The organism is Urechidicola vernalis (assembly GCF_031846385.1).
Lineage (GTDB): Bacteria > Bacteroidota > Bacteroidia > Flavobacteriales > Flavobacteriaceae > Urechidicola > Urechidicola vernalis.
Genome location: NZ_JAVRHV010000002.1, coordinates 287,031 through 300,915 on the forward strand (window position 1 = coordinate 287,031; position 13,885 = coordinate 300,915).

General features: G+C 34.3%; 13 protein-coding genes and 1 tRNA gene. 2 read left to right on the forward strand and 12 right to left on the reverse strand.

Annotated elements, in window-relative coordinates; translation table 11 throughout:
- Both RM519_RS06545 and RM519_RS06550 read right to left on the reverse strand, forming a co-directional pair.
- Entirely contained in the window at nucleotides 1-927 is a 927-nt protein-coding gene (locus RM519_RS06545; protein ID WP_311592853.1) for a mevalonate kinase family protein, read from the reverse strand.
- A gap of 60 nt (nucleotides 928-987) precedes the next feature.
- On the reverse strand, nucleotides 988-2,082 hold the full coding sequence (locus tag RM519_RS06550; protein ID WP_311592997.1) for a diphosphomevalonate decarboxylase: 1,095 nt from the start codon (nucleotides 2,080-2,082) through the stop codon (nucleotides 988-990).
- 60 nt (nucleotides 2,083-2,142) lie between these two features.
- Between RM519_RS06550 and RM519_RS06555 the strand changes: the two genes are divergently transcribed.
- Entirely contained in the window at nucleotides 2,143-2,376 is a 234-nt protein-coding gene (locus tag RM519_RS06555) for a hypothetical protein (RefSeq protein ID WP_311592854.1), read from the forward strand.
- Between the two features lie 126 nt (nucleotides 2,377-2,502).
- A complete protein-coding gene (gene lspA / locus RM519_RS06560) occupies nucleotides 2,503-2,994 on the forward strand; it encodes a signal peptidase II (RefSeq protein WP_311592855.1) in 492 nt (163 codons plus the stop codon).
- 72 nt (nucleotides 2,995-3,066) lie between these two features.
- Here lspA and RM519_RS06565 read toward each other — a convergent pair.
- The 10 genes from RM519_RS06565 to mraY all read right to left on the reverse strand — a co-directional run bounded on the left by RM519_RS06565 (nucleotide 3,067) and on the right by mraY (nucleotide 13,884).
- Nucleotides 3,067-3,140, reverse strand: a tRNA-Arg gene (locus RM519_RS06565).
- Nucleotides 3,141-3,155: 15 nt separating this feature from the next.
- Nucleotides 3,156-3,605 carry a GatB/YqeY domain-containing protein gene (locus tag RM519_RS06570; RefSeq protein ID WP_311592856.1) on the reverse strand — a complete coding sequence of 150 codons (450 nt, stop codon included), beginning with the start codon at nucleotides 3,603-3,605 and terminating at the stop codon, nucleotides 3,156-3,158.
- A 106-nt stretch (nucleotides 3,606-3,711) separates the two neighbouring features.
- The gene (gene ftsZ, locus RM519_RS06575; protein ID WP_311592857.1) at nucleotides 3,712-5,595 is read right to left on the reverse strand and encodes a cell division protein FtsZ; all 1,884 of its coding nucleotides are present in this window, start codon (nucleotides 5,593-5,595) and stop codon (nucleotides 3,712-3,714) included.
- A 53-nt stretch (nucleotides 5,596-5,648) separates the two neighbouring features.
- Entirely contained in the window at nucleotides 5,649-6,986 is a 1,338-nt protein-coding gene (gene ftsA / locus RM519_RS06580) for a cell division protein FtsA (protein WP_311592998.1), read from the reverse strand.
- Nucleotides 6,987-6,990: 4 nt separating this feature from the next.
- Entirely contained in the window at nucleotides 6,991-7,713 is a 723-nt protein-coding gene (locus RM519_RS06585) for a cell division protein FtsQ/DivIB (RefSeq protein ID WP_311592858.1), read from the reverse strand.
- The gene (murC, locus tag RM519_RS06590) at nucleotides 7,703-9,049 is read right to left on the reverse strand and encodes a UDP-N-acetylmuramate--L-alanine ligase (protein WP_311592859.1); all 1,347 of its coding nucleotides are present in this window, start codon (nucleotides 9,047-9,049) and stop codon (nucleotides 7,703-7,705) included. The genes RM519_RS06585 and murC overlap by 11 nt, the downstream gene beginning before the upstream one ends.
- 1 nt (nucleotide 9,050) lies before the next feature.
- The gene (gene murG, locus RM519_RS06595) at nucleotides 9,051-10,142 is read right to left on the reverse strand and encodes an undecaprenyldiphospho-muramoylpentapeptide beta-N-acetylglucosaminyltransferase (RefSeq protein WP_311592860.1); all 1,092 of its coding nucleotides are present in this window, start codon (nucleotides 10,140-10,142) and stop codon (nucleotides 9,051-9,053) included.
- The gene (locus RM519_RS06600; RefSeq protein ID WP_311592862.1) at nucleotides 10,126-11,319 is read right to left on the reverse strand and encodes an FtsW/RodA/SpoVE family cell cycle protein; all 1,194 of its coding nucleotides are present in this window, start codon (nucleotides 11,317-11,319) and stop codon (nucleotides 10,126-10,128) included. The genes murG and RM519_RS06600 overlap by 17 nt, the downstream gene beginning before the upstream one ends.
- 3 nt (nucleotides 11,320-11,322) lie before the next feature.
- Complete coding sequence (gene murD / locus RM519_RS06605; protein ID WP_311592863.1) at nucleotides 11,323-12,654, reverse strand: UDP-N-acetylmuramoyl-L-alanine--D-glutamate ligase; 1,332 nt, start codon at nucleotides 12,652-12,654, stop codon at nucleotides 11,323-11,325.
- The gene (gene mraY / locus RM519_RS06610) at nucleotides 12,655-13,884 is read right to left on the reverse strand and encodes a phospho-N-acetylmuramoyl-pentapeptide-transferase (RefSeq protein ID WP_311592865.1); all 1,230 of its coding nucleotides are present in this window, start codon (nucleotides 13,882-13,884) and stop codon (nucleotides 12,655-12,657) included. It lies immediately after the preceding gene.
- Between the last annotated feature and the right edge of the window lies 1 nt (nucleotide 13,885).

A 13,885-nucleotide genomic window follows, 5' to 3' on the forward strand; every position in this document is an offset into this window, starting at 1 on the left:
TTAAAATCTGTAAACCAATTCTAACTTGTATTTTTTTAGCAATTCCTTAGCGTGGACGTAATCTTCAGTAAACCCAAGAATATATCCTCCACCTCCAGAGCCACATAACTTTAAAAAATAAGCATTTGTGTCTATCCCTTGCTGCCACAGCGAATGGAATGCTTTTGGTATCATCGGTTTAAAGTTCGATAATACCACTTTAGATAATTGCTTCACATTACCAAATAATGACTTTACATTTCCATGTAAAAAGTCCTCAATACATGCATCGGTATAATTTGCAAAGTCTTCATTAATCATTTTACGGAACCCTTCATTCTTCATCTTATTCATAAAGATGTTAATCATTGGCGCTGTTTCACCAATCATTTCAGAGTCTAATAAAAACACGGCTCCCTTTCCTTCTTTTTGAGAAGGAATACCAGTTGCTTCTAAGTTATCTTTTGAATTGATTAAAATTGGCAAACTTAAATAGGAGTTTAATGGGTCTAAACCAGAACTCTTTCCATGAAAAAAAGATTCCATCAAAGAAAAAATTGATTTCAATTTCAATAATTTCTCTCTAGTAAGGCTTTCTAAAACTGTAATCTTATCATCTACATACTTATCGTAAATAGCTGCTACCAATGCCCCAGAACTTCCTACCCCATATCCCTGTGGAATACTAGAATCGAAATACATACCGGCATCAACGTCTGATTTAAATTCATCCAATCTAAACTGAACCAACTCCGAATCTAAATTTGACAAATACGAATGGAACTTTAACAAGTTTTTGTTCGACTCTAAAGCCTTTTCACTTAATTCTTCAGAAGATTTTAATGCACCTTGATAAGAATTATATGGAATCGCCAATCCTTTAGAATCTTTGATAATTCCATATTCTCCAAACAATAAAATTTTTGCGTAAAAAAGGGGTCCCTTCATATGTTTCGTTTTATAATTAGCAATAAATAATTGTCAATTATATCTGGAGTAAATTTTGGTTTAATTCAATTGTTGGGCTCCCTTGCCAACAACATCGCAAATATAGTGATTATTTTGACAGTATTGTGCCATTTCTTTTTCAACAAATTTAGCAACTGTCTCTTTTTCAGATACTGGAAATAACAAATGAACATTTGCTCCTGCATCTAACGTAAAGCATAAATGAGAATTACTTTCTTTTCTATACTCCCAAATCTTGTTAATAATTTTTAAGGTATTTGGCTTCATTAAAATAAAATAGGGGTTCGAAGTCATCATCATTGCATGTAAAGTAAGAGCTTCACTTTCTACCAAATTAACAAATGCGTCGAGATCTCCTGACTTTAATATTCCTTTTATTCTAGCAATATTTTCATTGGCTTGACTAAATCGTTGTTCGGCAAACGGATGTCCGTGCATTAAATTATGCCCTACTGTGCTACTCACTTGCTTCTCGCCCTTATCAACCAACAAAATAGTATCTTGGTAGTTTTTAAAATTTGAGTGCACCTCATCTTTAAATTCGACTCCAAATAAATCCGAACTGCCATTAATATCTTTATGTTCTCCCCAAACAACTAATTCTCCCTTTACACTTCTACAGGCACTACCGGATCCTAATCGCGCCAAAAACGATGCTTTCTTAAAAAAGTAATCATCTGTCATCTCCAGAACCGACAAAGAACGTTCTAAACTCATGATGCACAGAGCAATCGCACTCATACCACTTGCCGAGGATGCAATACCAGAACTATGCGGAAATGAATTTTCAGATTCGATTTTAAACTTATAGTCTTTTAAATATGGGCAATATGATTCGATACGTTTAAAGAAAGTTGAAATTTTAGGCTTAAATGCTTCGTTTTTCTCTCCTTCAAAAAACACGTCGAAATCAAAGTCGTTCGTAGCAACTATCTCCTCATTTTTTTCAAATGTCATTTTTGTAATTGTATGACAATTGTTCAACGTAAAACTAATAGATGCATTCTTTGGTAACTGAGGGTTGCGTTTACCCCAATATTTAACCAAGGCTATATTGCTTGGTGTTTTCCAAGTTACATCTTCGTTTGTAACTGATGTAACTTCTGCGGAATTAAAAATAAAATCTTTTTCTATCAAAGTAAAAGTGTTTGTGCAAAAATAAGATTAATTACTTTTGTTGCATAATAATAAAAGATGTCTAGAAAAATAAAATTGATTTGGGATTTTAAAGGCCCTGTATGCCACAAAACAGCAGAACATCACGCAATTCATTTAAAAGAATTTGCTCAAATGGAAAATCTTCCGTTTTATGATATTGGCTTTATCGAAATCTCCGAAATGCACGCTATTACTTTTGTAATTGTTGATAATCCAAATATGAAAACGTATAGAGACACCTTAAAACCTCATAGAGGGGAACTAGTATAAAAACTTCTTTTTAATAATTAAAAATTCTGACAGTCTCTATTACCAAATAGAATATTAAGTTTTTTTGAATATATTTACATTAGAATTTCATTAAAAATTGCATTAGAAATTTTCGGTTAAAATAACATGACTGCAAAACCCCTTTCAAGAAAACAACAAATCATTGCTATTGTTTTACTAAATATTGGCATCGATCAATTTAGTAAATATTTAGTGCGATTAACATTGGTTAAAAATGAAGTTACTGGAGTTTTATTTGATTTTATTCTATTTAAAAATGTAGATAATTCTGGAGCTGCCTTAGGCATTGGTTCGGATTTACCTTCCATGCTTAAAACCATGTATTTTCAACTACTCCCTGTTGTATTTTTAATTTACCTTTTGCGTTTAATTTTAAAATCTCCCGAATTTTCAAAATTATTAGTAACAGGAATAGCTTTTGCCATTGGAGGTGGATTTGGAAATGTTATAGACCGAATAGTTGATGGCTATGTTACCGATTTCATCATATTAAATGTAGGTTTTTTTAAAAATGGCGTTTTTAATATTGCTGATGTTTCTATTGTTGTGGGTATTATCTTAGTCTTTACAGATATTTTTATGAATAGAAAGAAGTAGTTTATTCCATTTCAAAGTAAATATATACAAAAAAAAGCGAGTACATTTTGTACTCGCTTTTTTTATATTAAGTGACCCCGACAGGATTCAAACCTGTAACCCTCAGAGCCGAAATCTGATGCGCTATTCAGTTGCGCCACGGGGCCTAAACACTTAAAAAATTACTTGCTAAGTAATTCTTTTACAATTGTAGAAATCGCTTTACCATCCGCTTTACCGGCCAATTCTTTAGAAGCTATTCCCATAACCTTTCCCATATCTTTCATTCCATCTGCTCCAACTTTTGCAATCAAATCCGTAATAAAAGTTTTAAGATCTTCTGTACTCATTTGAGCAGGTAAAAACTGAGCAATTATTTCTGCTTCAGCCAATTCTGGATCCGCTAAATCTTGCCTAGATTGCTCTACATATAAAGCAGCGCTATCTTTACGTTGCTTAACCAACTTTTGCAATAGTTTTATCTCTTCTGCTTCACCAAATTGAATATCTCCTCCTTTGGTTTGAGCCAATAGTATCTCTGACTTAACGGCTCTTAAAGATTGCAATGCAACGCTGTCTTTCGACTTCATTGCCTCCTTCATTTTCACCATTATTTTTGCTTGTAAACTCATATCGTTTGTATTAGTCTGCGAAGATAAAAAAAACTCGAACTAAATTCAACTTAATGAATACATTCGAGTTTCTTGGGGTTAAAATCTTACTTTACTCTTAAAATCCCTAATCTACGTTATCGTGTAAAAATGAATTGTTAGATCTAAACTGCAAATCGTCGTTATCATCAACACTTAATGTCGTTTTTGATTGAACAGATTCCGAAGATGATGTAGAATTATTCAACTCAACTCCCATACGCTTATATGCTGGCTCCTTTTCAATCTCTTCAATATTTTGTTTTACATTATTTGTAAACTTATAATTGAATTGCTTCATTTTCTCTTTGCGCTCTTCAGATCTCTTTTGCAATTCTGAAATTGTTAAATGCAATGGTGAAACTTCTTTTTTTGGCTCAGCAATTTCAACTTTGTCTTTAGGCGCTTCCGTCCTAACATTAATATTTAATTCTTCTTCTACCTCTTCAACTTCCTGAACTGCAACTGGTTTTTTAGCGGCCTCCATTTTAGTCGCAAACTCATCGTACTCACCGAGTTCAAATACTTTAATCTCTTCGACCACTTTTGTAGGCTTTACCTCCTCATGCCCAATAACTTCAATATCATTTATCGCAACTTCTTCCTTCTTAGTTTCTTCATTATCGACATTTAATTCAAATGTGAATTCAAATTGTTCCTCATTTGCTTTTACCTGCTCATACTCCACATCAATATCTTTAACAGCAGAAGTAATTACAAAATCATCTATTTTCTCGTATGAAATCTCATCATACACCACATTCATATTTTTAATTAATTCTGTCGTAGAAATTAATTCCATTGGTTCATCTACCGAATCAAGGGTATGGACAATTCTTTCTGATGTTGTTTCTTCTTCTAATGTATGTACAACTCTAGTTTCATCTGCAATCGAAACTATTTCTTTTTTCTCTGAAAAATCATAGGTCGCAACCTGATCATCACCCAAAATATGCTTTACAATTTTTGGTTCTGTATTTGTAATTTCATTTTGTTGATCTTTATGGAATCCAGTAGCGATTACGGTTACAGAAATAGCATCACCCAATGCCTCATCTTCTCCAACACCCATAATAATATTCACACTAGTCTTCGCTTCCGATTGAATAAAATCATTGATTTCTCCAATCTCATCGATTGTAATTTCATCACTTCCTGAAACAATTAACAACAAAACATTCTTAGCGCCTTCAATTTTATTGTCATTCAATAAAGGAGAATCCAATGCCTTGCTAATCGCTTCTTCCGCTCTGTTTGTACCTGATGCTTTGGCAGAACCCATTATAGCAGTACCGCTATTTTCTAATACTGTTTTAGCATCACGTAAATCAATGTTTTGCGTGTAATGGTGTGTTATTACTTCTGCAATACCTCTAGAGGCTGTTGCTAATACTTCATCTGCTTTAGAGAACCCGGCTTTAAACCCTAAATTACCGTAGACTTCTCTTAATTTATTATTGTTAATAACCACTAAAGAATCTACATGCTTTTGCATCTCTTCAACACCCTTTCTTGCTTGTGCAATTCTTGTTTTACCTTCGAATTCAAACGGAATTGTTACAATTCCAATAGTCAACAAATCTTGTTCTTTAGCAAACTTAGCAATTACTGGTGCGGCACCTGTACCGGTTCCACCACCCATGCCAGCATTGATAAACACCATTTTAGTATTGCTTCCAAGCATTTTCTTTAATTGCTCTTCACTTTCTAAAGCAGATTTCTGTCCAACTTCTGGATTTGCTCCTGCCCCTAATCCTTCAGTCAATGATTGACCTAATTGAATTTTGGTTGGTACTTGGCTGTTTTCTAATGCTTGTGCATCGGTATTACAAATCACAAAATCAACGCCGTTAATCCCCTGTGTTAACATGTGATTTACTGCATTGCTACCTCCTCCACCAACGCCAATTACCTTAATTACGTTAGATTGGTTCTTTGGCATGTCAAATGAAATGTTTTCAAAATTGTCCATAGTCTAGTAGGGTTGTTATTCCGGTTATATTATTTGGTTAATTCTTTCTTATTTTATTCTGCGTTGTCTAAAAAATCTCTAAACTTATCTGACCAACGTTCGAACATCGATTTCTTATCAACTTTTTCTTCTTCTTTTTCAGTTTCAGTACTTTCTTCTTCCTTAGTTTCTTGGTCAACTTCAATTTCTGGCTCTACGGGCTCAGAATCCTCTCGTACTTTCAATTTATTTTTATCTTCGATTCCTTTCATCAATAAGCCTATTGCTGTTGCAAACATTGGACTCGAAATAGTTTCATCTGAATCACCGGCAATATGCTCATTCGGATACCCAATACGTGTATCCATTCCGGTAATATATTCTACCAATTGCTTTATATGTTTTAATTGTGCTCCTCCACCAGTTAGCACAATTCCTGCAATTAATTTTTTCTTTGCTTCTTCATGACCGTAGTTGCGAATCTCAACAAATGTTTGTTCAATAATTTCGACAACACGTGCATGAATTATTTTCGATAAATTTTTAAGCGTTATCTCTTTTGGATCTCTTCCTCTTAATCCAGGAATAGATACAATTTCGTTATCTTTATTTTCACCCGGCCATGCTGAACCAAATTTGGTTTTTAGTAATTCTGCCTGTTTCTCAATAATTGAACAACCTTCTTTTATATCTTCTGTAATAACATTTCCACCAAATGGAATTACGGCGGTATGACGAATGATTCCATCCTTAAAAATGGCCAAATCTGTTGTACCACCACCTATATCAATCAAAGCAACTCCTGCTTCTTTTTCTTCTTGACTTAAGACAGCATCTGCAGACGCTAATGGCTCTAATGTGATCCCTGCTAAGCTTAAACCTGCACTTTTAATACAACGACCAATATTTCTAATGGATGAAACTTGACCTACAACTACATGAAAATTAGCCTCCAATCTTCCACCGTACATTCCGATAGGCTCTTTTATTTCTCCTTGACCGTCTACTTTAAATTCTTGCGGTAATACATGAATAATTTCTTCACCAGGTAACATTACCAATTTATGAACTTGGTTCTCTAACTGTTCTAAATCATTCTCATCTATAACCTCTTGAGAGTTTGGTCTTGTTATATAATCGCTATGCTGTAAACTTCTTATATGTTGCCCAGCAATACCAACAATAGCATCTGAAATTTGTACTCCAGAAACAGCAATTGCTTCATCAACTGCTTGCTGTATTGACTGTATTGTTTGTGTAATATTATTAACTACTCCACGGTGCACCCCTAAACTCTTGGCTTTTCCAATACCAAGTAATTCAATCTTACCATACTCGTTCTTACGACCAATCATAGCGACAATTTTAGTTGTCCCGATATCTAGCCCTACCGAAATTTCATTTGGTTCCATCATTCTATTTTTTAGTGCACACAACTTGGTTGTTGTAATTCAAATTTATTCTCTTATAATTTTCTATGGCTTCATTTTCCATGGCGTAATTATAGAACGCCTTTAAATTCTTAAATTTTAACTCTAGGTTTTCCACGGCTCCAAAATCAATTTCATGATTTCCAACACGTGTTAACAACACAAAATGATTCTTATTTTCTTTATGTACCCCTACAATTTGCTTTTTCAAAAAGTCATCTTCGTCAATATACTTTAACAAAGTGAACAACATTTTTGTATCATCTGCTTCAGAAAATCCAGTTACTATTGGAACTCTTGCCGAATAATTTTTAGATAAAGGCATTTGAATACCTTGTCTATCTAGATAATAAGATGCTGAACCAGAATTAATTCTACCAATTGGTGTTCGTTGCCTCACCTTTGTTTTTAAGCGACCATCAACCGTTACATATGTTGTTGCCTCCTCAACCATTGGGTGTGAGGCGACCTGCTCCTCCAAGCTATTCAAATCTATTAATGATTTTGCTTTATTTTTAACCGTTGCATCATTTTGTATTAACAACTTATTAACCATTTCGTAATCCATAAATAAGTTGTCTCCTTGTTCAAATTCAACCTCTAAAGACACTATTTTTTTATCCCCATTTTTAAGATTGGTAAAACCAAATAGAAATAGCACCAATGCTATAAGCACAAAACCTTTTATGTAATTCCAATTAATTTTCACCTAACAAATCTTTTGTTATTCCTTCTACAAGCTGACCAATATCTCCAGCACCCAACAACATCTTAACCTTTGCGTCAGATTCTTTTATATGCTGAATCAATTCTTCCTTAGTTGATAACTTCTTTTTGGGGCAATTTATTTTATCTAACAACCAACTTGAAGTAATTCCTTCAATCGGCTTTTCCCTTGCTGGATAAATATCTAATAACAATACTTCGTCGAACTTTGATAAACTTTGACCAAAATCATCTGCAAAATCTTTTGTTCTACTAAATAAATGCGGCTGAAATATAGCCATCACTCTTTCTAACGGATACATTTCTCTCACAGCATTTTCAACAGCATTTAATTCTGTTGGATGATGTGCGTAGTCATCTATCAATACCAAATTATCAGTCTGAATTTTATATGTAAACCTGCGCTTAATTCCTTTAAAAGAAAGTAAAGCCTTAGCAATAGCCCGAAGTGAAACTCCGTGATAGTTCGCCATTGCCAAGGCTGCTACAGCATTTAGCACATTATGTTTTCCTGGGAGGTTAAACTCCACATTTCTTATTATTTCTGTTGGAGTCATTACATCAAAAATGTATGATCCTTCTTTAATTTTTAAATTGTCTGCATAATAATCTGCCTTTTCTTCAATTGCATAGGTTAAACCTTCTAAAGGCAGTCCTTTTCTAACAATTAATTTATCCGAAACTTTATTTGCAAATTCTATAAACGATTCTTCTAATGCATTCTTCTGACTGTAGATATCTAAATGATCTTCATCCATGGAAGTAACACAAGCAATATCAGGCGAAAGCATTAAAAACGATCGATCGTACTCATCCGCTTCAACCACTGAAATCTCTGAACCACCAAGAATTAAATTCGAATTGTAATTTTCTGATATTCCACCTAAAAAGGACGTTGCATTTGTCCCACATTCTTTCATAATGTGTCCCAAAATGGTCGATGTTGTGGTTTTTCCATGCGTACCAGCCACAGCCATACAACGTGTATTTTTTGTTATTACTCCCAACATTTCTGAACGTTTCAAAACCGTAAATCCATTATTGAAAAAATAATTCAATTCTTTATGTTTCGACGGCACTGCTGGTGTATACACCACTACAGTTGATAAAGCATCCTTAAAGTTATCAGCAACATTCTCTATATCATCTTCAAAATGAATTGTAATTCCGATTTCTTCAAGCCCATCAGTAATGGGTGATGCTGTTTTATCATAGCCTGAAACATTCTTGCCATTTACAGAAAAATACCTAGCCAAGGCACTCATACCAATACCTCCAATACCGATAAAATAAATATTTCGAAACTCGTTCAATTCCATCCTAGGCAATTAATTTTTCAATTTCGTTAACAATAGATTTTGTCGCATTTGGCAACGCCAAATCCTTTATATTTTTACTTAAAAACGCTTGTTTCGTTTCATCTTTCAGTAATTCGCCCATAACATTCTGAAACATCGAAGTGTTTTTTTCTTCTAACAATACAGCTCCATTTTTTTCAACAACAGCAAGGGCATTTTTTGTTTGATGATCTTCAGTTACATTTGGAGATGGAATAAAAATAGTCGGCTTACCTACAATACATAATTCCGAAATAGAACTTGCCCCAGCCCTACTAATTATAAAATCTGCCGCAGCATAAGTCAAATCCATTCTATTTAAAAAAGCATGTGTTTGCACGCCTTCTTTAGCATCATACTTTTTATATTCTTCGAAATACAATTTACCCGTTTGCCAAATTAACTGAAGATCGTTCTGAATGAACCATTCTAAATTTTCTTCAATCAATTTGTTTATTGCTCTTGCACCTAAACTACCACCCAAAACCAATACTGATTTTTTATTAGGGTTTAGTTTAAAATACGCTTTCGCTTCTACTGTCAAGCTACTTATCTCTAATAAATCTTGACGTACAGGATTGCCTGTTTTTACAATTTTATTCTTTGGAAAAAATCGATCTAATTTATCATAAGCAACACATATCTTTCCTGCCTTTTTTGCCAATAATTTATTGGTAATTCCGGGGTAAGAATTTTGCTCCTGAATTAATGCTGGCACTCCTTTTCTTTCTGCCATAAACAAAGTTGGACCACTAGCAAAACCACCAGTTCCAATCACCACATTGGGCTTAAACTTTTTTACAATCTTTTTAGCATTCCATAAACTACTTATCAACTTAAACGGAAATGACAAATTCTTTAAGGAAAGACTTCTTTGAACACCAGAAATCCATAACCCTTTAATTTCATACCCATTCTGAGGCACCTTTTCCATCTCCATTCTATCCTTTGCACCAACAAATAAGAAATTCGCATCCGGATAACGTACTTTCAATTCGTTCGCAATAGCTATTGCAGGGTAAATATGCCCTCCTGTACCACCTCCGCTAATTAATATATTAATCGATTGCTTCATGTAATACATTTAAAGGGTTTTCATGCTCTATGCTTTGTGGTGATTCGTCTTTTTTTGAACTCACACTTAAAATCATTCCAATAGCGAAACAGGTCATCCAAATAGAGGTTCCTCCACTACTAATTAAAGGCAAGGTTTGCCCCGTAACAGGAAACAAGTTAATTGCAACGGCCATATTTATCATCGCCTGAAATATGATTGGCAATCCAATTCCTAACACCAATAAAGTTGCAAAAATGGTTTGCGCTTTTTTCGCAACCATCATTATTCTAAAAAGCAAAAACAAATACACCAACACAACACCAATACCTCCAATTAATCCAAATTCTTCAACAATAATGGCATAAATAAAATCGGATGACGATTGTGGTAAAAAATTTTTCTGCACACTTTTCCCTGGACCAACACCCAGTGGACCACCTGTTGCAATGGCTATTTTTGCTTTCTCTACTTGATAAGCCTCTTCGGCATTTTTATCAGAGAAACTTTCGATTCTACTCATCCAAGTATCCACCCTATTTGGCATAGCATCCGGAAAAGCCTTCGCCATTAATACAAATAGTGTTAGAAAAACAATTCCAATACCAACAATATATCCCAAATATTTTAATGGGTATCCACCAATAAAGGTTAGAACCAGAATCATACAAAATAAAATTGCTGTTGTCGAAAAGTTAGCGGGTAAAATCAATGCTAAAATAGCACCAACCGGCAACCAAAGGTACCAAACACTTTCGTTGAATTTTATTTCTTTATCCTTATTTCTTGCCAAATATCGAGCCACATAAGTCATCAAGACCAAGCCTGCCAGCGTAGATGTCTGAAACCCTATTCCGACAAACGGAATATGTATCCAACGACTGGCATTTGCTCCTCCAATGGTTGTTCCTTGCGTTAAAGTATATAGCAACAAACAAAAAACAATTGGTAACATCAATACGGATGCACCGCTAAAATAGCGATATGGAACCTTGTGTACACCGTATAAAATAATAAACCCTAAAAATAATAAGACCGCATGCTTTAACAGAATTGCAGTGGGACTGCTTGCCGTTTTAACAACATATACCAAATTGGTACTTGCACTATATACCGGCATAAATGAGAAAAATGCCAATACTGCAATTGCTAACCAAATTGCGCTGTCTCCTTCAATATTTTTTAGAAGCTTTATCACTTTTTATAGTTCTCTTACTGCGTTTTTAAACTGACGACCACGATCTTCGTAACTATCGAATAAATCAAAACTTGCACATGCAGGAGACAGCAATACTGTTTCTCCTTTTTCTGCAATTTTATAAGCCACTTTAACTGCTTCTTCTGCACCTGCAGTTTCTACAATTAAATCTATAACACTACTAAAGGTTTGTACAATTTTTTGATTATCTACTCCTAAACAAACAATTGCTTTTACTTTTTCTCTTACCAACGGCATTAAATCAAAATAATCATTTCCTTTATCCACGCCCCCAACAATCCAAACTGTTGGCGTCTCCATACTATCCAAAGCATAAAAAGTAGCGTTTACATTTGTAGCTTTAGAATCATTGATATACTCAACTCCGTTTATTTTTAAAACAGGTTCTAAGCGATGCTCTGCACCTTCAAAACTCTCCAAACTTTCCCTAATTGTTTCTTTGCGCACTTTCAACAATTGAGCAGTCATAGATGCCGCCATTGCGTTTTTTACGTTGTGCTTTCCTTGTAATGCTAATGTTCTTATCCCCATTTTATATACCTCTGTATTAAGTTTTATTATTATTTCTTCATCTTTTAAATAAGCTCCAAACTCCAATTCCTTTTCAATTGAAAAAGGTATTAATTGAGCGTTCGTTTGATTTTCTGACATCCATTTGGCTATATGCTCATCATCCGCGTCGTAAATCAAATAATCCTCTTTAGTTTGATTCATTGTGATTCTAAATTTAGAGGCGATATAATTTTCTAATTTGTAATCATATCTATCTAAATGATCTGGCGAAATGTTGGCTAAAACTGCAATGTGAGGCTTAAAACCTTCTATTCCATCTAACTGAAAACTACTCAACTCCAACACATAATTACCCAAATTACTCTGTGCTATTTGCCAAGCAAAACTATCTCCAATATTTCCAGCCATGCCAACATCCATTCCACTAGATTCTAAAATATGATGCGTTAACATTGTAGTGGTCGTTTTTCCGTTTGACCCCGTTATTCCAACAATTGTTGCATCCGTAAATTTTGATGCGAATTCAATTTCAGAAATCACTGGCACACCCTTCTCTTTCAATTCCAAAATCATAGGAACTGTATCGGGTATACCCGGACTTTTCACTACTACATTCGCTTCAAATATTCTATCTTTAGAATGAACACCTTCTTCAAACTCAATCTTACTATTTAAAAGAACTTTTTTATATTTTTCTGCTATACTGCCTTTGTCTGACACAAAAACTTGATAGTCTTTTTCTACTCCTAATATTGCCGCTCCAACACCGCTTTCTCCGCCTCCTAAAACGACCAGTTTCATCTATCGCAACTTTAAGGTTACAATGGTTATTACCGCCAACATAATTCCAACAATCCAAAATCTCGTAACAATTTTACTTTCGTGATATCCAGATTTTTGATAGTGATGATGTAATGGTGACATTTTGAAAATACGTCTTCCCTCACCAAATTTTTTCTTGGTGTATTTAAAATATCCTACTTGTAAAATCACCGATAAGTTTTCTGCTAAGAAGATTCCAGCCAAAACAGGAATCAACAATTCCTTTCTTGTAGCAATAGCCAATACAGCTATGATTCCACCAATTGTCAAACTTCCAGTATCTCCCATAAATACCTGAGCTGGATACGTATTGTACCACAAGAAACCAATTAATGCCCCAGCAAATGCACTGATATAAATCACCATTTCTCCTGAATTTGGGATGTACATGACATCTAAATAATTTGCAAAAATGATATTACCAGATACCCAAGCAAAAATCCCCAGGGTTACCACAATTATGGCTGATGAACCTGCGGCTAAACCATCTATACCATCAGTTAAATTGGCTCCATTAGATACCGCTGTGATGATAAATATTACTAACGGAATAAAAATAATCCATGCGTATTTTTGATAATCATCCCCTAACCAACTCAATGCTTTTGAGTAATCCAATTCGTTGTTTTTCAAAAACGGAATGGTGGTTTTTGTTGATTTGTGCGCATCGCCGAATAACTTGGGGTTTCCGTCTTCGGCGATTTGCACAATTCCTTGGGGTGATAATTTCTCCTTTATGGTAACATCGTTGTTAAAGTAAAGCATGCTACCAATTATAACTCCTAGCCCTACTTGACCAAGAATCTTAAAACGCCCTTTTAGACCTTCCTTATCTTTTTTAAATATTTTGATATAATCATCTACAAAACCAATTACCCCCATCCAAAGCGTAGTAATTATTAATAGAATGATGTAGATATTATCTAATTTGGCAATTAACAATACAGGAACCATCGTAGCCAGAATGATAATAACCCCACCCATAGTTGGTGTTCCTGTTTTTTGTGCTTGCCCCTCTAAACCAAGTTCTCTTACCGTTTCTCCAACCTGTTTTCTTCGTAAATAGTTAATGATTTTTTTACCATATATGGTAGAAATCAATAATGAAATAACAAAGGCAATTGCTGAACGAAATGAGATGTACTGAAAAAGCCCAGCACCCATAAGTTCATATTGATTTTCTAGATATTCAAATAAATAATACAGCATC

Excerpts from the sequence above, each read along its gene's own strand:
- RM519_RS06545 (WP_311592853.1), bottom strand. The coding sequence starts at position 927 with ATGAAGGGACCCCTTTTTTACGCAAAAATTTTATTGTTTGGAGAATAT.
- RM519_RS06555 (WP_311592854.1), top strand. The coding sequence starts at position 2,143 with ATGTCTAGAAAAATAAAATTGATTTGGGATTTTAAAGGCCCTGTATGC.
- lspA (WP_311592855.1), top strand. The coding sequence starts at position 2,503 with ATGACTGCAAAACCCCTTTCAAGAAAACAACAAATCATTGCTATTGTT.
- RM519_RS06570 (WP_311592856.1), bottom strand. The coding sequence starts at position 3,605 with ATGAGTTTACAAGCAAAAATAATGGTGAAAATGAAGGAGGCAATGAAG.
- ftsZ (WP_311592857.1), bottom strand. The coding sequence starts at position 5,595 with ATGGACAATTTTGAAAACATTTCATTTGACATGCCAAAGAACCAATCT.
- ftsA (WP_311592998.1), bottom strand. The coding sequence starts at position 6,986 with ATGGAACCAAATGAAATTTCGGTAGGGCTAGATATCGGGACAACTAAA.
- murC (WP_311592859.1), bottom strand. The coding sequence starts at position 9,049 with ATGGAATTGAACGAGTTTCGAAATATTTATTTTATCGGTATTGGAGGT.
- murG (WP_311592860.1), bottom strand. The coding sequence starts at position 10,142 with ATGAAGCAATCGATTAATATATTAATTAGCGGAGGTGGTACAGGAGGG.
- murD (WP_311592863.1), bottom strand. The coding sequence starts at position 12,654 with ATGAAACTGGTCGTTTTAGGAGGCGGAGAAAGCGGTGTTGGAGCGGCA.
- mraY (WP_311592865.1), bottom strand. The coding sequence starts at position 13,884 with ATGCTGTATTATTTATTTGAATATCTAGAAAATCAATATGAACTTATG.